This window comes from Dehalococcoidia bacterium (assembly GCA_022451965.1).
GTDB lineage: Bacteria > Chloroflexota > Dehalococcoidia > Lucifugimonadales > Lucifugimonadaceae > TMED-70.
Window position 1 is genome coordinate 87,268 of record JAKUNJ010000003.1, and the last position, 20,059, is coordinate 107,326.

21 protein-coding genes are annotated in these 20,059 nt (G+C 29.6%); 11 read left to right on the plus strand and 10 right to left on the minus strand.

Annotation, left to right across the window (positions count from 1 at the left end):
• Positions 1-4 precede the first annotated feature (4 nt).
• Positions 5-994: a C-terminal binding protein gene (locus tag MK083_01095; GenBank protein ID MCH2673050.1), complete on the plus strand. Its 990-nt coding sequence runs from the start codon at positions 5-7 to the stop codon at positions 992-994.
• On the opposite strand, the gene MK083_01100 is transcribed toward MK083_01095, so the two are convergent.
• Positions 991-2,166, minus strand: a complete 1,176-nt coding sequence (locus tag MK083_01100; GenBank protein MCH2673051.1) for a DNA recombination protein RmuC — start codon at positions 2,164-2,166, stop codon at positions 991-993. The genes MK083_01095 and MK083_01100 overlap by 4 nt on opposite strands.
• 122 nt (positions 2,167-2,288) lie before the next feature.
• On the opposite strand from MK083_01100, the gene MK083_01105 reads away from it, so the two are divergent.
• Together MK083_01105 and MK083_01110 are read left to right on the plus strand one after the other, a co-directional pair.
• Positions 2,289-3,443: an aminotransferase class V-fold PLP-dependent enzyme gene (locus MK083_01105; protein MCH2673052.1), complete on the plus strand. Its 1,155-nt coding sequence runs from the start codon at positions 2,289-2,291 to the stop codon at positions 3,441-3,443.
• The gene (locus MK083_01110) at positions 3,443-4,372 is read left to right on the plus strand and encodes an ornithine cyclodeaminase family protein (GenBank protein ID MCH2673053.1); all 930 of its coding nucleotides are present in this window, start codon (positions 3,443-3,445) and stop codon (positions 4,370-4,372) included. Before MK083_01105 ends, MK083_01110 begins: the two co-directional genes overlap by 1 nt.
• 2 nt (positions 4,373-4,374) lie before the next feature.
• On the opposite strand, the gene coaE is transcribed toward MK083_01110, so the two are convergent.
• Both coaE and MK083_01120 read right to left on the minus strand, forming a co-directional pair.
• A complete protein-coding gene (gene coaE / locus MK083_01115) occupies positions 4,375-4,974 on the minus strand; it encodes a dephospho-CoA kinase (protein ID MCH2673054.1) in 600 nt (199 codons plus the stop codon).
• Positions 4,975-5,092: 118 nt separating this feature from the next.
• The gene (locus MK083_01120) at positions 5,093-5,416 is read right to left on the minus strand and encodes a hypothetical protein (protein MCH2673055.1); all 324 of its coding nucleotides are present in this window, start codon (positions 5,414-5,416) and stop codon (positions 5,093-5,095) included.
• A gap of 66 nt (positions 5,417-5,482) precedes the next feature.
• On the opposite strand from MK083_01120, the gene MK083_01125 reads away from it, so the two are divergent.
• The gene (locus MK083_01125) at positions 5,483-6,325 is read left to right on the plus strand and encodes a DMT family transporter (GenBank protein ID MCH2673056.1); all 843 of its coding nucleotides are present in this window, start codon (positions 5,483-5,485) and stop codon (positions 6,323-6,325) included.
• Between the two features lie 8 nt (positions 6,326-6,333).
• Here the strand turns inward: MK083_01125 and MK083_01130 are convergent, their stop codons facing one another.
• Both MK083_01130 and MK083_01135 read right to left on the minus strand, forming a co-directional pair.
• On the minus strand, positions 6,334-6,834 hold the full coding sequence (locus MK083_01130; protein ID MCH2673057.1) for a peptidylprolyl isomerase: 501 nt from the start codon (positions 6,832-6,834) through the stop codon (positions 6,334-6,336).
• 102 nt (positions 6,835-6,936) lie between these two features.
• A complete protein-coding gene (locus MK083_01135; protein MCH2673058.1) occupies positions 6,937-7,959 on the minus strand; it encodes an NADP-dependent oxidoreductase in 1,023 nt (340 codons plus the stop codon).
• A gap of 132 nt (positions 7,960-8,091) precedes the next feature.
• On the opposite strand from MK083_01135, the gene MK083_01140 reads away from it, so the two are divergent.
• The 7 genes from MK083_01140 to lhgO are packed head-to-tail and all read left to right on the plus strand — an operon-like array spanning position 8,092 to position 14,781.
• Complete coding sequence (locus tag MK083_01140) at positions 8,092-8,955, plus strand: PAC2 family protein (GenBank protein ID MCH2673059.1); 864 nt, start codon at positions 8,092-8,094, stop codon at positions 8,953-8,955.
• A 2-nt stretch (positions 8,956-8,957) separates the two neighbouring features.
• Positions 8,958-9,587 carry a hypothetical protein gene (locus MK083_01145; protein ID MCH2673060.1) on the plus strand — a complete coding sequence of 210 codons (630 nt, stop codon included), beginning with the start codon at positions 8,958-8,960 and terminating at the stop codon, positions 9,585-9,587.
• The gene (locus MK083_01150; GenBank protein ID MCH2673061.1) at positions 9,574-10,557 is read left to right on the plus strand and encodes a prephenate dehydrogenase/arogenate dehydrogenase family protein; all 984 of its coding nucleotides are present in this window, start codon (positions 9,574-9,576) and stop codon (positions 10,555-10,557) included. Before MK083_01145 ends, MK083_01150 begins: the two co-directional genes overlap by 14 nt.
• Before the next feature lie 8 nt (positions 10,558-10,565).
• Positions 10,566-11,846: a 3-phosphoshikimate 1-carboxyvinyltransferase gene (gene aroA / locus MK083_01155; GenBank protein ID MCH2673062.1), complete on the plus strand. Its 1,281-nt coding sequence runs from the start codon at positions 10,566-10,568 to the stop codon at positions 11,844-11,846.
• Positions 11,847-11,852: 6 nt separating this feature from the next.
• Positions 11,853-12,419, plus strand: a complete 567-nt coding sequence (gene gmk, locus MK083_01160) for a guanylate kinase (GenBank protein MCH2673063.1) — start codon at positions 11,853-11,855, stop codon at positions 12,417-12,419.
• A 4-nt stretch (positions 12,420-12,423) separates the two neighbouring features.
• On the plus strand, positions 12,424-13,560 hold the full coding sequence (locus tag MK083_01165; GenBank protein MCH2673064.1) for a glycerate kinase: 1,137 nt from the start codon (positions 12,424-12,426) through the stop codon (positions 13,558-13,560).
• 21 nt (positions 13,561-13,581) lie between these two features.
• Positions 13,582-14,781 (plus strand): L-2-hydroxyglutarate oxidase, encoded by a 1,200-nt coding sequence (gene lhgO, locus MK083_01170; protein MCH2673065.1) that lies wholly within the window; start codon positions 13,582-13,584, stop codon positions 14,779-14,781.
• Position 14,782: 1 nt separating this feature from the next.
• On the opposite strand, the gene MK083_01175 is transcribed toward lhgO, so the two are convergent.
• Genes MK083_01175 through MK083_01195 form a run of 5 tightly spaced genes read right to left on the minus strand, consistent with a single transcriptional unit; the run spans position 14,783 to position 20,042 of the window.
• Positions 14,783-14,944, minus strand: coding sequence for a hypothetical protein (locus MK083_01175; GenBank protein ID MCH2673066.1), 162 nt, complete (start codon positions 14,942-14,944; stop codon positions 14,783-14,785).
• Between the two features lie 8 nt (positions 14,945-14,952).
• Positions 14,953-15,276, minus strand: a complete 324-nt coding sequence (gene trxA / locus MK083_01180) for a thioredoxin (protein ID MCH2673067.1) — start codon at positions 15,274-15,276, stop codon at positions 14,953-14,955.
• Between the two features lie 9 nt (positions 15,277-15,285).
• Positions 15,286-17,850 (minus strand): molybdopterin-dependent oxidoreductase, encoded by a 2,565-nt coding sequence (locus MK083_01185; protein MCH2673068.1) that lies wholly within the window; start codon positions 17,848-17,850, stop codon positions 15,286-15,288.
• A gap of 3 nt (positions 17,851-17,853) precedes the next feature.
• On the minus strand, positions 17,854-19,557 hold the full coding sequence (locus MK083_01190; protein ID MCH2673069.1) for an SLBB domain-containing protein: 1,704 nt from the start codon (positions 19,555-19,557) through the stop codon (positions 17,854-17,856).
• On the minus strand, positions 19,557-20,042 hold the full coding sequence (locus MK083_01195; GenBank protein ID MCH2673070.1) for an NAD(P)H-dependent oxidoreductase subunit E: 486 nt from the start codon (positions 20,040-20,042) through the stop codon (positions 19,557-19,559). Before MK083_01195 ends, MK083_01190 begins: the two co-directional genes overlap by 1 nt.
• Between the last annotated feature and the right edge of the window lie 17 nt (positions 20,043-20,059).

Below are 20,059 nucleotides of genomic sequence, written 5' to 3' on the forward strand. Positions count from 1 at the left end.
ATAAATGAAAAAGAAAGTATTAATCACTGATTATGTATGGCCGTCTTTAGAAATAGAAAAAAAACTCTTGAACGATCATGGTATTGAGATTATTGATTGTAATAATTTATCAAGAGAACAATTACTATCAGAAGTTCCTGATGCAGATGCAATAATTTTTTGTTTTAAAGAAATTGATTCAGAAATACTCGATGCAGCTAAAAAATGTAAAGTAGCTTCAAGATATGGAATAGGTGTTGACAATATCGATATAGATAAATGTACAGAATTAGGAATAGTTGTTACAAACATACCTGACTATTGTTTAGAAGAAGTATCAGATCATGCAATTTCAATGATACTAAGCCTTAACAGAAGAATTGTTGATCATTGGTCAATGGTTAGAAAAGGAGGTTGGAATAACTTAAGTTTGGATATACCTGTACTAAGATTAAGTGAATCTACTTTAGGTATAGTTGGTTTTGGAAGGATAGGTAAAACTATTTCAAAGAGAATAGCCTCTTTAGGAGTTCGATGTATAGCTTATGATCCATTACTAGAAGAAGAAGATATAATTGAAGGAGTAGAAATAGTATCTTTTGAGAAATTATTAGAATTATCTGATTTTATAACTGTTCATGTTCCATTAACTAATTCTACACATCATCTATTTTCATATAAAGAATTCAAAAAAATGAAAAATACTGCAATTCTAATAAATTGTGCTCGTGGTGGGCTTATTGATGAAGAAGCAGCTTCTAATGCTATCAGTAATGGACATTTAGGAGGAGTTGGACTTGATGTAATTGAAGATATGTCAGATAGTCCATCGAGCCCTTTATTTAATAATCATAATGTTATTATTACACCTCATACTGCATTTTTCTCAAAAGCTTCTAATGAAGAATTGCAGAGAAGAACATGCGAAGAAGTTATAAGAGTACTAAATAATAAAATTCCAGAAAATATAATAAACCCTCAAGTAGTAAATAATTCTAGATCAAATTTAGTTTAGTTATCAAATGACATTTGTTTATCATTTTCGTCAGATTTTTCTAGTTCACTATCAAAAAGAATCTCTTCTTCTATTTCTTCTTGTAATGCCTCTATATCTATAGCTTTTTCTGGATTTTGGTCTAACTGAGTTTCTAGTTGATGCACCGCTTTAAATTGATTATCTAATGCCTTTTTTCTTCTTCCCATTAAGTGATCCTGAGCTACTGAGGCTGTCTTCAATGCTCTTTCAATTTTTCCCTGTTCTAAAGTATATTTATCCCACTCTATTTGAAGTTTCTCTAAAATTGAAATAATTTGAGATTGATTTTCTCCTATAGTAACTACTTTCATGAATTCCTTTATAACTCCAACGACTAATAATAGATTACCAGGTGAAGTTATTGTTACTTTTTTAGATTGAGCATATTGAATAAGATCCATTCTTTTTTCATAAATATATGAAAGAATATGATCACTTGGAACAAAAACTATAACATTATCTAAGGTATTTTGTTGAGTATTAATATACTTATCGCCTACTTCATCTATAATATTTTTTTTCAAAGTATCAAAAAATTTTTTTTCTCTTTTTTCAAGATCAATTTGTTCTAAATTTTCTTCTATTAGGGGTTGGAAATGTTCCCAAATAAATTTAGAATCCATATGAATTACTTTATTTTCTGGTAAATTTATTGTGAAATCAGGTCTTGTCCCATTTTCTAGCACTTGTTGTGTTTCATATTGAACACCTTTAATAAAACCTGCACTTCTAAAAATATCCTCAGCCATTAATTCACCTAGTTGTCCTCTAGTCTGACTTCCTGATAATACATTTGTTAATTTACTAAATTCAATTTTTGCTACATTTATTGCTTCTTCAGTATTTTTATTTTGTTTTCTAAGTTCATTATTTGTTGTAATTAGATTTAATGTTTCTTTCAAAGAAGTTTCATATTGTTTAGTCATCAGTTCTTTAACTTGCTTCAAATCATTTGAAAATTTATTATCTTTTTCTGTTAGTAATTGTTTAACTTTATTTTCAACACCTTCGGTAGTATCATCAGCAAATTCCTTGAATTTCATAGCTGAAAAGTATTTAGAAAATCTTATAAAAAATAAGAATGATATACCAGCTATAGAAAAAATAAGAATTACGAGTAGAAAAATTATCGTTAGATTGAATAGGCTCATATCTTTTACTTTCTAAGTATCAATTAAGATAATTTTAGGGTTTTAATGTGAGGTAAGTCAATTACAAAATTACACTAATACTTAGACCTATCTAATTATGTACTATAAGCTAAAATATAATAATGACTTTAGATCTTCATAAAATTAGAAATGAATTTAATTTAGATAACAATATTGCTTATCTAAACAGTGCTTATATGGGTCTTCTTCCTAGGTCTTCAATAATCAGTGGATCAGAAGGTTTTGAACTTAAATCTAGATCTTGGAAAATTCAATGGGAAGATTTTTATAAAAAACCTGAAAATACTAGGAAGATATTCGCTAATTTAATAAACTCAGATAATAATTCTATTTTTTTTGTTCCATCATCAAGCTATGGTTTTGCAGTTTTTGCTAAAAATTTCAAATTATCTAAAAAGAAAACAATATTATTATTAGATGAAGAATTTCCTTCAAATGTTTGGATTTGGAAGAAAATAGCTGAAGAACAAAATGGTACGGTAAAGTTTGTTCCTAGGCCATTAAATGATGATTGGACATCTGCTATTCTAGAAAATATCTCTGATGATACTGCTTTGGTTTCAGTACCTAATTGCCACTGGACTGATGGAGGCATTATTAATTTACAAGAGTTATCTAATCATCTTATGAATAAAGATATTGCATTTGCTATTGATGGTACTCAATCTGTTGGAGCAATGCCAATTGATATTGAAAAAATTAAGCCTGACTTTATGGTTGTTTCAGGATATAAATGGTGTCTAGGTCCTTATAGTTTGGGATTAGCATATATTGATAAAAAGTATCATGATGGTATGCCACTAGAGCATAATTGGATGTCTAAATTTCCTATGCCAATCGATAATTCTGTCCCTGATATGACTGTTTATAATGACTATAATTTTGAAAATGCTAGAAAATTTGATTTTGGACAAAGAGGTAATTTTCATTTGATACCTGCTTTAGAATCTTCTCTAAAATTTATAACAAATATTGGAGTTGATAATATATACAATCATTCTAATAATTTAAACTTGGAAATTATTAGCTATGCTTCTGAAATGGGTTTTACGAGTATTGAAAATAAATATAGAGCAAAGCACTATTTAGGATTAAGATTTAAGAATAATATACCTAAAAACTTTGTTGAAAATCTTGCTATGAAAAATGTCTATATTAGCTCTAGAGGGAAAAAAGCAATCAGAGTTACGCCTCACATATGGAATAATTCTGGTGATGTAAGTCAATTTATTGAAGCACTAAAGGATATTATGTAATGACTATATTCATCAACGAAGATCAAGTAAAAGAAGTTTTAGATGTTAAGACATCTATTAATTTGTTAGATGAGTCTATGAAAGCTTTATCAAATGGTAAGGCTTTTAATTCACCTAGAAAAAGACTACCAACAAGTTATTCTGGTGGAAATTTACATTTTATGGCAGCTTCATGGCCAGAAAAAGGAATAGCAGGTCACAAAAGCTATGTAGTCACGAAAGGAAAAGCTACATTTGTAGTGGTACTTTACTCAACTGAAGGAGAAGGCTTATTATCTGTTATTGAAGCAAATTATTTAGGTCAAATTAGAACTGGTGCTGCTTCTGGACTAGCTTCTAAATATCTTGCTAGAAAAGATTCCAAAAAATTGGCTATCATTGGTTCTGGATTTCAGGCTAAAACCCAACTTGAAGCTATTAATTCACAATTTAATTTAGATGAAATAAAGATATATTCAAGATCAAAAGATAAAAGAGAAAATTTTGCAAAAAAAATGTCTGATAATTTAAACAAAACTGTCATTGCAACAGACTCATGTGAAGAGGCAACAATAAATTCAGATATAGTTTGCCTAATTACTAATTCAACTAAACCTGTAATTGAACAAGAGCAAATATCTAAAGGTATGCACATAAATGCAGCGGGTGGTAATAGCTGGTTACGCTCAGAAATTTCAGCAGAATCAATAGGAAAATTTAACCTTGTTACATGTGATGATTTAGAACAAGCTAAAATAGAGTCGATGGAATTAATAGAAGCTACTGAAAAAGGGATAATTTCTTGGAATAATATAAATGAAATATCTTCTGTAATTTCTGGAAAAGTTGATGGAAGAAAAAAAAATAATGATATTACGTTATATGAATCATTAGGGATAGCTATGCAAGATATTGCTGTAGCAAAATTTTTATATGATAAATATAAATAAAATTAATCAATTATTTTTTTAAGCTCAAGATCTACTTTTTTACTTAATGAAATTAAATCTAAATTATTACAAATAATTGAATAACTAATTTTATCTTTTTTTAGTATATCTACCATCTTTTCAGTTTTTAATTGATTTTCCAGTATACTCAAGTAGTGGCTTTTTGAAAAATTTCTATTTTGCATAACTCTTTCTAAAGATAAATTTATATCTGTTTTTATTATCCAGATATAGTCAAAGATTTTATGGAAATTAGCATCTATAATTACCGCTCCTTCAAAGACGCAAAATTCTTTATTAGAATGAGAAATTTCTTTTTCAATAAAGATTCTTAATTCAGGCCAAATTATTTTCTTAAGAGAAATTAACATTTCTGGATTTTCAAAAACTAACTTTCCTAATTCTTTAGTGTTAATTTTATTATTTTTGGTGACATAACTAGGAAAAATTTTGTCAATCTTATTTATTACTTCTTTGTTATCTTTATAAATAGATTTAGCAATATTATCCAAATCAAATGTATCAATTGATTTACGACTTAAAATATTAAGAACAGATGATTTACCTGAACCAACATTCCCTGTTATTGCTAAAGATTTCATATTGAGTTAATTGCGTTTTAAATTATCTATGTGATTTATTATATTTTGAAATAATATTAAAAAATAACCCCCAGAGGTCTGAGCAATAAAAAAAAGTCCTATTAATTAGGGCTTTTTTTTATAGTTTTCTTTGATTCAGTTTCTCTTCTGTTACTACTTCATGAAATTCAATCTCATAAAAATCAACTAAACTCATTAATTCAGAAGATAATTTTTCTCTTATATTGTTTGGTACATTTTCATAAACTATTGCATCAAGTGTTTCTTGTGTCCATTCTGCACTTACTGAATAGTCTTCTGCAGGTGTTGAAAATCCAGAAACATAAATTGTTGCTTTATTTCTACCTTGAGATTCATACTCACTACAAATTTTTTGTAATATTGAAGCTACTTTCCATGCATTATCTCTAGTTGTAAAGCATTTTCTTCTAATTAAGAACATAATTTCTCCTTAGTTGTCGTTAATATCTACAATTTCAACATTTATATTTTCGAGTATACTTGTGTAATGTCATTTTTTATTATTGCTATAGTTTTAATTTCTACATTTATTCATGCATTATGGAATTTTTTAATTAAGAAGTCTGATTATCCCTATGAATTCATACAATTATTAGCCATTTTCAGTGGTCTTATAGCGTTACCTTTTTCTTTTTTTTTCTTACTTCAAGAACAAATATCATTATTAGGATTATTACTATCTTTATTATCTGGCTTTATACATATTTTCTACTTTTATTATTTGGGTAAAGCCTATCAACATGGTCAATTGTCTTATGTATATCCTATTTCTAGAGGTACTGCAGTTGCTCTAGTTCCCATATGTGGTATTTTCCTAATCAAAGATAATATTGATATGTTTTCAATATTTGGAATTTTAGTAGTATTTTTAGGAATTTTTACACTTAGCTTTATGGATCTTTTGAGTATAAATAAATCAAATGTTATGAATATCTTAACTCCTTTATTAATAGGAATTACTATTACAGTTTATACGTTAATAGATAGCCTAGCTGTTCAGCTTGTAAATCCTATATTTCTATTCTCAATATCTTCTTTTACAGGAGGTATTTTTTCAGTTATTTTTTTTGATAGGAGAATTAAGCACTTTAAGAATATTCTAATAAATAATATTAAGTTTGTAATATTAATTTCAGTCATGTCTGGAGTAGCATATCCAATGATTTTATACGCTTATAAATACTCAATCGTAAGTTTAGTTGCTCCATTAAGAGAAATTTCAACTGTTTACGCTGCTTTGTTAGGAATTATATTTTTAGGTGAAACTTATTCTAAACCAAAATTAATTGGCATTTCTATGATTGTCATTGGAGCAATATTAATCACATAATAAAATAATTACTTTTCCTCTATTTCGATAGAATTAATCATATCTCCAGGATTAGGGTCACTCATTGGATCCCTTTCACGAATTTTTAGCACTACATCCATTCCACTTATAACTTTACCGAAAACTGTATGAGCACCATCTAAATGAGGAGTTGGTCCGTGTGTTATAAAAAACTGGGACCCATTTGTTCCCGGACCTGCATTAGCCATAGAAAGAATTCCTTCAGAATCATGTTTTAGAGAAGATACAAATTCATCATTGAACTGATAACCAGGCCCTCCTGCTCCTGTTCCAGTAGGATCTCCACCTTGAATCATAAATCCAGGAATTACCCTGTGAAACGTAGTTCCATTATAATATCCAGCTTTTGAAAGATTTATAAAGTTTTCACAAGTAATTGGGGTTTGATCAGAATATAAATGTATTACTATTTCACCTTTTTCTGTGTCAATTTTAGCCTTATAAGTTTTTTTTGTATCTAAGTTACCTTTTGGTGGCTCTAAGTTCATAATAAATCTTCCTATTCGATTTTTTTAAAATAATAATTCTAATAATATCTTATTTGTTGTGATAAATATTTTTAATTAGTAAATTAACTTACCAATTATAAATTATGATTTTATATCAACTAATAATTTACCGAAATTTTCACTGTCGAATAATTTCATGAAATTAAGTGGAATATTATCAAATCCTATATTTATGTCTTCTTTGTACTTAATTTTTCCTTCTTGTAACCACTTTGTCATGTCATCCATCGCTTCTTGATACTTATGTTCAAAATTAAAGACTATGAAACCTTGCATTGTAGATTGTTTAGTAAGCATAGTTCTTGCGACTCTTGGTCCTAATGGGGGAGTTTTTGCGTTATAGTTAGCAATTTGTCCACATACTGCAGTTCTTGAAAAAACTGCCAAATGATTCATTACTGCATCAGATATTTCTCCACCAACGTTATCAAAATACATATTTACATAATCTTGACCTAATTTACCTAACTCAGAATCAATATTTTGAGTTTTATAATTAAAACAATAATCAAATCCAAGCTCATTTATACAATAATCTAATTTCTTATCGCTTCCAACTATACCAATAACTGTGCATCCAGATATCTTCCCTAGTTGTCCTACTAATGAACCTACTGCTCCTGATGCAGCTGAAACTACCAATGTTTGACCTGGTTTTGGTTTTAACACTTCAAAAAATCCAAGATGAGCTGTTCGACCGGGCATACCCAAAACACCCAAAGAATAAGTTATTGGCATTTCTTTAGAAATATTTATTTTATTTATAATTCCTGATTTTAATTCGTTTTCACTAAGGATTTTATATTTTTGCCAACCTATTTTTGAATTAACCATATCTCCTATATCAAATGATTTAGATTTTGATTTTATAACTTTTGCAATAACTTCTCCTTCCATGACATCACCTATTTCTACTGCAGATGCGTAAGATGGACCAGCATTCATTCTTCCTCTCATATATGGATCTAATGATAAATATTGAGTTTCGACTAAAATCTCTCCAAAATTTATTTCTTGTAAATCCTCAGAAGTTTTTTCAAAATCTGTTTCTATATTCGGTCTTCCATTAGGTCTTTGCTTTAGAACCCATTTTTCATTTTTCATACAAAAATCCTTAAAATTTGATAATAATCGCTTATATCTTATCATAGAAGAAACTATATTTTTTTTTCTTATAAGTTATGATGAAATTAAGATAAAAATATTATCTATATAACCTTTATCAAGGAATTAAATTTGAAAGATCTGTCTCCTCTAAAACTGAATAATCCAGTTCTTATTTGCTCCTGGCAAGGTTGGCCTGACGCTGCAGAATCTGCGACTAAATCTGTTGAAGAAATTCTATCTCAACTAGAAGTAATTCATTCAATTGAAATGGAATCTGATTCTTACTATATATATTCAGACAAAAGACCAACAGTTACAAACATAAAAGAAAATTTGAGACACATTGATTGGTTAGAAAATAAATTTTCTTTTGTAAAAAGAAAAAATTCCAAAAATGATATTGTAATTTTTGAAGGAATAGAGCCAGATATGGACTGGAAAAATTATGTCAAAGAATTCTTAAGTGTTATTGAATTTTATGAAATAAAGACAATTATTATGGTAGGAGCCTTACTTGACTCTGTTCCACACACTAGAGAACCAAGAATAAGTTTTACAGGAACAGGAAAAAAAAATAATTCTCTTTTGAAAAAATTAAAGTACTCCCCTCCTTCATATGAGGGTCCTGCTGGTATAACTTCTGTTATTGGTGAAAAGCTTGATCATATGAAACTTTCGACAATATCAATTTGGGGACATACTCCTCACTATCTTCAAGTTACTCACAATCCTATTCTTTCAGCGGCTATAATGAAAGAGTTATCTAATTTACTTGACTTAAAACTAAGTTTTGAAAAAATTACAAAAAGATCTGAGGAATTTCGTTCATCTCTTAATTTAGCTTTAGAAGATCATAATGAAATAACTAAGTATGTTGAAAGATTAGAAGAATCATATGATACCGAAGAAATGTCAAAAATAGATCCTGAGCCTCAATTAATTCTTAAAGATGTGGAGAATTTTCTGAAAGATTCACGAAAAGATACTGATTAAATATGTCTTCCAAAGATTTTAATGAAATTATAAACAATTCGAACGGTGATATAGGTTTTAATTTTAGTAAATCTAAAACAAATAATGATCTCTTAGTTATAGGTCTAACTAATTCTGACATTAAGGAATCTGACTTTATCTGTAATGCTTATTTATACTCAAATAAACCTAAAAATTCAAAACAATGTGTAGGAAAAATTATCAATAGTAAAGATACATTGAAATCTTTAGATGATACAGATTTTGTTCTAATTGAAGATCCGAAAAATGTAAATTTTAATATTTTTAATTATGAAAAAAGTATAGGAATGATAATTAATAAAAAAATTACTGATGAACGTAAAGATACAATTGAAAATTTTGAATTTGATTTTTTAATATATGATCAAGACATTGAATCATTCAATAATTTAGAAGATATGCTTATTGCAAAAGATATGATAAATTCAATAAGATCTAATTGGTTTATTAAATTAAAATCCAATATTTTAGACGATATAAATTTTCAATTTCTTTATCATATTGGTTTTTCTGGGATTGTTTTAGATTTATCTGAGATGACAATAAATAATTTTTCTAATATTTCGTCAAAATTAAGTAATTTAGAGGTAAAAAAAAGTGGGAAATTTTAATAATACCCAAATTACAATAATTGGCTTAGGTAACTTAGGAATTAGTATAGGTAAATTCCTTTTATCTAATAATAAAACTATTAAAATTGTTGGTTTTGACTTAGATAAAAATCAAAGTAAATTAGCAAAAAATTCTGAATCTATAACAATAGAATCTAATAGTTATTCAGATAGTGTAGAGAATTCAGATATATTAATTCTTGCTGTACCCACATCCTCAACATATGATGTTTTTGAATCATTAGTAGATAATATTGATGAAAGAATTTGTATATTTGATTTTTCATCAAATAAAAGAGCTGTTAGCTCTTGGGCAAATGAATTGTTACCTAATAATGAAATTATTGGAATGTATCCTTTTGTCAAAGATGATTCGTTATTAAATCTTAATTGGGGAGTTATCAATTATTCTAATTCTAAACCTAAATCAATAGACTTATCTAAATCTTTTATTGAAGAATTTAAGGGTTCTGTGATGAATATAGATATAAATGAACATGATAGCTACATAGGACTGGTTGAAACTATGCCATATTTACTAAGTTCTGTATTAATCAAACTTTCTCATAAAAGTTCTTCGTGGAAAGAGGTATTTAGATATTTTGATGAAAAATTTAATGAATTTTCATCACCTTCTGAAATTGATCCGATCAAGTCATTTTCTTCAATATCAACTAATAACGATATGATTAATCAATGGATAAAACTTTACATCAATGAATTAATGAATTTAGAAAAACAGATTGAATCTAATTCAGAGAATGAAATTGCTGATTTTGTTAATTCTTCTTGGGAAGACAAACTACTCATTAAGAATAATATAGATCCAAACTTCACTAAATCTAGTGATCTTATCCCATCATCACAAGAAAATATGTTGTCTTTATTTATAGGTTCAAAAGCTGCTAGTTTTTTTACAAAATCTAAAAATATCGATAAAGACAAATATGGTTTTGAAAAAAGAATCTAATTATAATAATGAACTTATCTCTAAATAAAGTACTAAGCTTAAGAGGAGATATTAAAATCCCTTCAGATAAGTCTTTGTCACACAGAGCAGTTATGTTTAATTCTATTGCGAACGGAGATGCTAAAATCTCTAATTTCTTAATGGGAGAAGATTGTTTATCCACAATTGATGTTTTACAGAAATTAGGTGTAAAAATAAAAGTAGAAGGTAGCACTGTTTATACTTATGGAAAAGGAATTAATGATCTATCTAAACCAAAAGATATTTTGTATGTAGGTAATTCAGGTACTACTATAAGGTTAATGTCAGGAATTTTAGCTGGTAGAGATTTTGAATCTACACTTGATGGAGATTCATCTATCAGGAAAAGACCAATGAAAAGAATAATCAAACCTTTATCTATGATGGGTGCTAATATTTCAGCTTTAAATAATAATGAAAATGCACCAATAAATTTTTCTGGTGGAACTTTATCTGATCTTAATTATGAACTACCCGTAGCTAGTGCACAGCTAAAAAGTGCTTTAATTCTTGCTGGTCTAAGATCAAATGGTAAGGTTATCATAAAAGAAAAAGATGTTTCTAGAGATCATACTGAAAGATTATTAATGGGTATGGGAGCAAATATCAATAAAACTGGTCTACAAATAGAAATTTCACCATCTGAACTTCAATCAAATGATCTTGTTATACCTGGGGATATCTCTAGTGCTGCTTTTTGGATGGTTGCGGCATCAATTCATTCTGATGCTGAATTAAATATTTTAAATGTAGGAATTAATGAAACAAGAGCTGGAATAATATCCGTATTAGAAAGAATGGGAGCTAACCTAGAATTTAATAATAAAGTTCATTATTCTGGAGAACCTGCTTGCGATATTGCTGTAAAAAGTTCAAAACTTAAGGGTACAACCATATCAGGTAAGGAAATTCCTTTATTAATTGACGAAATTCCTATTATTGCTTTAGCAGCTGTATTTGCAGAAGGAGAAACAAGAATTACCGATGCTAAAGAACTAAGATATAAAGAAACCGACAGAATTTCACTAACTGTAGATTGGATGAGAAAAGCAGGCGCTGATATAGAAGAATTAGATGATGGAATGATTATTAATGGAACATACAATATAAATGGTGGCTATTTTTCATCACATGGAGATCATAGATTAGCCATGACTTTAGGAATAGCAAGCTTAGTATCTGAAAAAACAATAAAAATAAAAAATCCAGAAGCTGCCAATGTTTCATATCCTAACTTTTGGGAAACTTTAAATACAATTGGAAATTGATCTTTTATGAAATTAAATTCTAAAATTTTTCTTATATCTGGTCCTTCAGGAGTAGGAAAAGATACAATTATATTAGAACTACGTAAAATATTTCCTGATTTTCATTTTGTAATTACAACAGTGACCAGACATCCAAGAGAAGATGAGATTGAAGGAATCAATCATTTTTTTGTTTCTGAGCCTGAATTTCTTGAATTAGTAGAAAAAGATAAGCTGATTGAGTGGTCAAGAGTTTACGGTAATTATTATGGTGTTCCTAAATCTCAAATTTTAGAACCATCTCAAAATAATAAACATGTATTATTAAGAGTTGATGTACAGGGAGCAAAAAAAATAAAAGAATCTATTCCTGAAGTTATACTAATTTTCATAAAACCAGATTCTGTTAATTCAGTTAAGAAACATTTGTTAGAAAGAGGACAGGTTTCTGATGAACAAATTAAAATCAGATTAGATACCATGAAATCTGAAATCGAATTATCTAATTATTTTGACTATGTAATCACTAATATTGAAGGTAACATTGATTTAGTAGTTAGTGAAGTAAAAGATATAATAGATAGAAATATTTAATTTTATGAAGATTAAAAATATATTAATTTCACCTCAAGAATTTAAGGAAAGCTTAACTGGCTATGAAGTTGCTTTAGCTATTAAGGATGGAATAAATAGAGTTGATTCCAGTGTAAATGTAAAAATTGCACCAGTCGCAGACGGAGGTGATGGAACATTAAAAACTATGGTTGATGTAACTAATGGTGAAATAATCAAAGAAAATGTTCATGACCCTCTAGGAAAAGAAATAGAAGCTGAATGGGGAAAATTAGGCGATAATCAGACTGCTGTTATAGAAATGGCTAGAGCATCCGGATTAGCATTACTGAATGAAAATGAGAAATCAGCGTTAAATACTACTACTTATGGAACAGGCCAGTTATTTAAAGCTGCTTTGGATAGTGGAGCTAAGAAATTTATTCTTGGAATTGGTGGTAGTGCTACAAATGATGGTGGTGCTGGCTTTGTATCTGCTATTGGGGCAAAATTACTAGATAAAAATAATAATGATGTTTTTCCATCAGGTGCAAACTTAAATTCAATAGAAAATATAGATCTTAGTAATATAGATAAAAGAATAAATCAAATAGAAGTTAAGGTAGCTTGTGACGTTAACAACCCTTTGTGTGGAGATTCTGGTGCCTCAGTAATTTTTGGGCCTCAAAAAGGTGCAAACACAGATCAAATTAAGATTTTAGATGAAAACTTATTCTATTGGTCTCAACTAATTGAGAATCAAATAGGAAAAAATATTAGAGATATCCCTGGGGCTGGGGCTGCAGGAGGTTTAGGAGCAGGACTTATGGCATTTGTTAACGCCGAGCTTGCACTAGGCGCTGATATAGTACTGGACACATTAGATTATGAAAAAAAATTACCCGGAATTGACTTGGTTATTGTTGGTGAAGGTCAAACGGATAAATCGACTCAATTCAATAAGTCTCCAGTGGCAGTATCAACTAGAGCAAAAAAGTATGGCATTCCAGTTATTTGTATATCTGGCTCTTTAGGAGAAGGTTACAAGGAATGTTCTTCTCAAGGTATAGATTCTTTTTTTAGTATTGTAAATAAACCTATGGAATTGGATTATGCTTTAGATAATGCTTATGATTTAATTAGATCTAGTACTGAAGAAATTTTTAAGACTTTAATTTTATAGTAGGAATATTAAATAATGAAAATATATGATTTAGTAATTATTGGTGGAGGCATAATAGGACTGGCTGTTGCTAATGATCTTATTAAGAGAAATAGTAAATTAAAGATATTGGTGGTAGAAAAAGATTCTAATGTTGCTTCACAACAATCAGGGCATAATTCTGGTGTAATTCATTCTGGAATTTATTATAAACCTGGTTCTTTCAAGGCTCAATTTTGTGTAGAGGGAAGAGCAAGTATGACTAAATTTTGTCAAGATAATGAAATTCCTGTATGGACATGTGGAAAGTTAATCGTTGCAACTAAAGAATCCGACATACCCAAGATAGATAATCTTTTTCAAAGAGGAGTGGCTAACAATGTTGAAGGTCTAAAAGTACTTAATCCTGATGAATCTAGACAAATAGAACCATATGTAAAATCACTTAAATCTCTTCATGCACCAGGTACAGGAATTGTAAATTATGAAACTGTAACTGAGGTATATGGGGATCAATTTAAAGAAAAAGGTGGAGAAATATTGCTTGATACTAAAGTAATTGGATCTACCAAAGATAATGATAAAATTGTAATTCAAACTACTAACGGAGATTTACATACAAAGAAGGTAATAAACTGCGCAGGTCTCCATTCAGACAGAATTGCAAAATTGTTCGGACTAGAAACAGACTTAAAAATAATACCATTTAGAGGAGAATACTACACTCTTAAAAAAGAAAAAGAATATTTGGTTAAGGGATTAATTTACCCAGTACCTAATCCTGAACTTCCGTTTCTTGGGGTACATTTTACTCAGACTATGAAGGGAGTTGTAGAAGCTGGGCCAAATGCAGTTCTTGCTACAAAGAGAGAAGGCTACAGAAAGAGAGATATTTCTCTAAAAGATACGCTTGATACTTTTACTTACAGTGGATTTTGGAAATTGTTTAAAAATGACTGGAAAACAGGCATTTGGGAAGTTAATAGATCACTTAGAAAGAAAATATTTGTAAATAGTCTCAGAGAGTTAATTCCTCAAGTTAATGATTTTGATTTGAGAGGAGGAGGTTCAGGTGTAAGAGCTCAAGCAGTTGCGCCTAATGGAGATCTTATAGATGACTTCAAAATTGAGAGTGGGGACAATTCAATACATGTATTGAATGCACCATCACCAGGTGCTACATCTTCACTTGTTATAGGAAAATATATTGGTAATTTAGCAGCTAAAGAATTTGGCTACTAAATTATTCAAGGAAGAATGAATCTACAGCAAATACTGTAGGAATAACTATAATCAAGAAAAGTATCAGACCAAATAAACCATTAACAGTAGCTCCCAACAACCCACATACTAAAATATCAAACATAAGTATTGGGTAACCTATAATATCATTTTTAATTTTCATTATTTTTTTTATACTACAGCGTTAATTTTCTCTTCAAAATGTTGTTTACCAACAGCTCCTATTATCTGATCAACTGGCTGACCATCCTTGAAAAGTAATAGCATTGGTATCGATCTTACGTGAAAACGTACAGAAAGATTAGGATTACTGTCTACATCTACTTTAGCAAAAAGAACTTTTCCATCATATTCTTCAGCTAATTGATCGATTGTTGGAGCAATCATTTTACATGGTCCGCACCACTCAGCCCAAAAATCAACAAGAACTGGGATATCAGAATTTTCCACAATTTCTTGAAAATCACTTTCATTTACAATAACTGGTTTAGACATTTCTACTCCTTAACTTATTTTTACTTTTTTATAATTTAATAATGGTACAGCTGATGAAAAATCTGGATTATTACTAGATTCTAGTTCAGTGACCATTCTACCAAAATAGTCAGTCGATGTAAGAAATCCTTCAATTTTTCCATCAAGCTTTAATTTTGTATTTAGTTCAAAGTTTCCATTTTCAGATATTATTGTAATGTTATCATCTTCATTAATATTATTAGCTATAGCATCTTTTGGGTGAATACTAATAAAAATTGGTGATGTGATTTTATTCATGTCTGATTCTTTAGAAACTTTTACTGCTTCTGGTCTATTAAGAATTCTTCCTGGTAAATAGAATAGCCCATCTGTTATAATTTCATCAATATTTATGTCATCGAAAAGCAAATCATAGCTCAAGTCATTTTTAGTTACTTCATTACTATTTTCTGAGACTTTAGATATGTATTCATTTTTATATTTTTCTATCTCAATATTTTTATTCTCAAATAACATTTCTGAAATATCTACTACTGACATAAGATTAGAATTAACTTTATTTATCATCTTAGGAGAGACTTTTATTCTTCCTTCATTATTAATCGTTGTTGATTCATGCTCAGCATAAGTTTTTGTTGGTAAAGTAAAATCAGCTAGATCAAAAAACTTATTCTTAAGATGGTTTGCATAAATAAAAAGCTCAAGTTTTTCTGATATTTCCTCGAAAGGTTCTTCTGTAATCAAATCAGGATTAATCCCATCTCCAAACATTATTAATGCCTTAATCTTACTCTCTTTTATTTTTTCTATAATATTATCAATACTTGAGAAGCTTTTTTTATTCTTTGAAAAAATATCATAGAAATTAGCTGTACCTATACCATTAAATGTAGGATATATACCTTTTCCTTCTCCATTCAAGTTATTAGTAATTGAAGCTAAATTTATAATCGAATCAACAAAATCTTTTGATTCTGAATCTTTAACAGTATCTTGCCCAAAGGTGAATGAAGTTTTAGAAGATCCAGAAATAATCCTTGCAGCTTCTATTATTTGTTCTTCAGGAACCTTGGTGATGGACGAAACTTTTCTAGCATCAAATTTCCATAAGAATTTTTTATATTCATCTATATTATTAGGATTTACATCTTTAGATTCTAAATTTTGATCAAAAATAAGTTTACTAATAGTGTTTATGATCAAACTTTCTGTACCAGGAACAGGTCTTATCCATAGATGTGCATATCTAGTCAAGTCAATTTCTCTTGGATCAATAACTATTAATTTAGAATTATCTCTAGATGCTTTTTTTATAGGTAATGAAATTATATTATTATCTTCAGTTATATTAGATGATACTACTACATTACAGCTTGATTTTTCTAGATTCCAAATCGAGTTAGACGTAGCTAAGAAATTATTTCTATCACTGAGAGTTTTAAAGTAATTAATATTAGTGAGGTTAGCAGTAGTAACATTATCAGTATTAATTTTACTTGATAGGTTTAATAATGCTAAATTATCTTCTACTGAAGCTCTAGGTGAACCTATAATGGCTATTTGTTCTGGATTTATATTTTTTAGTTTTTCATTGATCATTATTATAGCTTCATCATTTTCAATAGATTTATTCTTGTACACATCTTTGAAATAGCTTTTTTTGATCCGTGAAGTTGAGTTTGGATAATCGTATCCAAATTTACCCTTATAGCACAACTGACCTTTAGTGGAGGGGGATGATAAATCTCCTTTAAATCTAATTAATTTATCAGATTTGTTTACTTCAACAAGTGCATCGCATCCACCAGAACAGTTGAAACAATTTGCTTCATATTCTTTATCAGATTTTTCCCATTTATAATCTCTTTCTACTAATGCACCTGTAGGACAAACATCTATACAAGCACCACAAAATTCACATCCAGATTCTAACAATGAAGTACCATTCGAGGTTCCAACAAGTGATACACCTGATCTAGAAACTAATGTTAGAGCAGAGTCTATTCGTATTTCATCACAAACTCTAACGCATCTTGCGCATACTATACAAAGATTGTAATCTCTATCATAAAAAGGATCATCTACATGGATAGGTAAATCCCTTCTATTATAGTTAAGAGGTATAGTCATATCTAGTTCAACGAATCGAGCAGTATCCTTTAGCTCACATCTTTCATTTTTGGGGCATATTGTGCATCTATCTGTTACTGCGACATGTCTTTGACATATATCTTGAGGTCCACACAGTTCTGCTCTATGGCAAGTTAAGCATCCATGGGGATGTTCACTCATTAGTAGTTCTACTACACCTTTTCTTAGATCATTTACAGGTTCATTATCGCTAACAACTTTCATTGAATTGGCAGCAGGAGTTGTACATGATGCAACTGTCATTTTTCTTACAGACCCATCAGGGCCAGTTTGTTCAACCTCTACTAAACATGCCCTACAAGCACCATAAGGTTTCATATTTGGATAGTAGCATAAATATGGAATATATATATCATTATCCATTGCGACTTGAAGAATGGTTTGACCATTCTTTATATCTAAATTACTACCATTAATGTTTATTTTTGCTTCTTCTGACAAATTTTACTCCGAATTATTTGGTCTAGTTCTTGTTGGTATAAGCATTTTTTCTAGTGGTTCAGTCTTATTAGCAATTGAATCTGATATTTCTTTTTCAAAATACTTTAATGAAGATGATATAGGATTATAACCTAGTTGACCATGACCACATAGTGATCCAATTTTCATACTTTTACCTATTCTTTCCAATAAATGTAGATCGTTTGGTTCACTCTTAGATTTACATAAACGGTCTAATACATCATACATATGAGTATTACCAAGCCTGCAAGGGAAACATTTTCCACAAGACTCGAACTGATTGAAAGCAACTAAGTTTCTAATCAAATCAACTACTGAAACTGATTCATTGCATACAATTATCCCACCTGAGCCTAGTATAGCACCAGATTTAGCCATTTCATCGAAATCAATTTTTGTTGAAAATGCATCTTTCCCTAATACTCCACCTAGAGGTCCACCTGTTTGAAGCATTTTAATTTCTGATTCTGAGTTGGAACCTCCTCCAATATCATGGAGAACATCATTTATAGTCATACCCATAGGAATTTCATACATACCAGGTCTATTAATATGACCTGATAAACAAACAATAGCTGTACCTGTAGATTTTTCTGTTCCAGTACTCTTGAACCAATCTGATCCATTTTTTATTATTTGAGGGACATAAGAAATAGTTTTTACATTATTAATGTTGGTTGGTTTCTTCCATAATCCTGAAGCAGCTGGGAAAGGAGGCTTAAATCTCGGTGTTGATCTTTTACCTTCAATTGCCTCCATAAGAGCAGTTTCTTCACCTGCCACATATGAATCTCCAGTTAGTGAAACTTCCATATCAAATGAAAAATCTGAACCAAGTATATTTTCTCCTAAAATACCTTGTTGGTAGGCTTCTTTTATTGCTCTTTCAATAGCATTAATTGGAATTTCATGACCTTGTCTAATAAAAACATAAGATTTATTTGAGTTTGTAGCATAACCATTTAAAATTAGACCTTCAACTAATGTGTGGGGATCTGTTTCTAGTATTCCTTTATCATTATAAGCTCCCGGGTCTCCTTCTTCACAATTACAAAGTACATATTTGGTAGAAGCTTTATTTGGAGCTAAAAAACTCCATTTAACACCTGTTGGAAACGCTGCACCACCTCTACCTCTTAGTCCTGAATTTTTGACTTCTTCGACAACATTCTCAGGGGACATTTCAAAAAGTGCTTTATCTAAAGCAGCGTAACCATCTTGGTTGATGTACTGAAATATATCTCCTGGAGTAATTTCCCCAAAATTTCTAGTAGCAATTCTGAGTTGATTTGAGAATTGTGGCAAATCATTTATACTTGGAATATCTATATCTAAACTTGAGTTAGAATCATAGGCAAAAGCATTTTGTTTAAAAATGTTTTTACTCTTTAGGTAATGATTATAAATACTATTAGCGATATCAAGATCAACATTAGCATAAAAAATTTTTACATTTGAAGGTAGATGGACTACAATCATTGGCTCTAAATACATAAGACCCATAGAACCAACTTCAAGTATATTTATTTTATCGGAGGACTTTGAAGATAGAGATTGAAAAATTTCATCTGCACCTACTGCTTGCCCACTTGTTCCGGTTTGAACCTTAATAACTACTTTTTTGTCGTAGATATCGCTTACATATTTTGAAGATAAATCTTTTAAATTTTGATATTTTTCAGACATTATTCCTTCTTTAGTGAATCAATTAAATTTTCAACTTTTTTATCATCCAGTTTTCCAAACATTTTATGATCAACAGCAAAAACCGGGCTCTGAGCACAAGCTCCAAGACATGTAGAGTACCTGAGTGTAACTTTATTGTCAGAGCTTTCTCCTTCTCCTTCAATTCCAAGTATGTTATGAGCCTTAGTAATTAGTTTTTGAGCTCCATTAATGTGGCAGCTAGGTCCCCAACAAACATCTAGAGTTTTTTCACCGGGTGGAGTAAACCTAAAATTTGTATAGAATGAAGCTACACTCCATACATCATTGATAGTTACTTTACAAAAGTTAGCAATTTCTTCTATTGCTTCATCAGGTATATAGTGCAAGGAGTCTTGCACAGCTAACAAAGAAGACAAAACTGTAACTGTAGTTCTCTTTTGGTTGGAAATAGATTCATTGATTATAGATCTAAGTGAATCTGAATCCAAAATTTTATTTGACAAATCTACTCCTGAAATAG

Excerpts from the sequence above, each read along its gene's own strand:
- MK083_01095 (MCH2673050.1), top strand. The coding sequence starts at position 5 with ATGAAAAAGAAAGTATTAATCACTGATTATGTATGGCCGTCTTTAGAA.
- MK083_01100 (MCH2673051.1), bottom strand. The coding sequence starts at position 2,166 with ATGAGCCTATTCAATCTAACGATAATTTTTCTACTCGTAATTCTTATT.
- MK083_01105 (MCH2673052.1), top strand. The coding sequence starts at position 2,289 with ATGACTTTAGATCTTCATAAAATTAGAAATGAATTTAATTTAGATAAC.
- MK083_01110 (MCH2673053.1), top strand. The coding sequence starts at position 3,443 with ATGACTATATTCATCAACGAAGATCAAGTAAAAGAAGTTTTAGATGTT.
- coaE (MCH2673054.1), bottom strand. The coding sequence starts at position 4,974 with ATGAAATCTTTAGCAATAACAGGGAATGTTGGTTCAGGTAAATCATCT.
- MK083_01120 (MCH2673055.1), bottom strand. The coding sequence starts at position 5,416 with ATGTTCTTAATTAGAAGAAAATGCTTTACAACTAGAGATAATGCATGG.
- MK083_01125 (MCH2673056.1), top strand. The coding sequence starts at position 5,483 with ATGTCATTTTTTATTATTGCTATAGTTTTAATTTCTACATTTATTCAT.
- MK083_01130 (MCH2673057.1), bottom strand. The coding sequence starts at position 6,834 with ATGAACTTAGAGCCACCAAAAGGTAACTTAGATACAAAAAAAACTTAT.
- MK083_01135 (MCH2673058.1), bottom strand. The coding sequence starts at position 7,959 with ATGAAAAATGAAAAATGGGTTCTAAAGCAAAGACCTAATGGAAGACCG.
- MK083_01145 (MCH2673060.1), top strand. The coding sequence starts at position 8,958 with ATGTCTTCCAAAGATTTTAATGAAATTATAAACAATTCGAACGGTGAT.
- aroA (MCH2673062.1), top strand. The coding sequence starts at position 10,566 with ATGAACTTATCTCTAAATAAAGTACTAAGCTTAAGAGGAGATATTAAA.
- gmk (MCH2673063.1), top strand. The coding sequence starts at position 11,853 with ATGAAATTAAATTCTAAAATTTTTCTTATATCTGGTCCTTCAGGAGTA.
- MK083_01165 (MCH2673064.1), top strand. The coding sequence starts at position 12,424 with ATGAAGATTAAAAATATATTAATTTCACCTCAAGAATTTAAGGAAAGC.
- MK083_01175 (MCH2673066.1), bottom strand. The coding sequence starts at position 14,944 with ATGAAAATTAAAAATGATATTATAGGTTACCCAATACTTATGTTTGAT.
- trxA (MCH2673067.1), bottom strand. The coding sequence starts at position 15,276 with ATGTCTAAACCAGTTATTGTAAATGAAAGTGATTTTCAAGAAATTGTG.
- MK083_01190 (MCH2673069.1), bottom strand. The coding sequence starts at position 19,557 with ATGTCTGAAAAATATCAAAATTTAAAAGATTTATCTTCAAAATATGTA.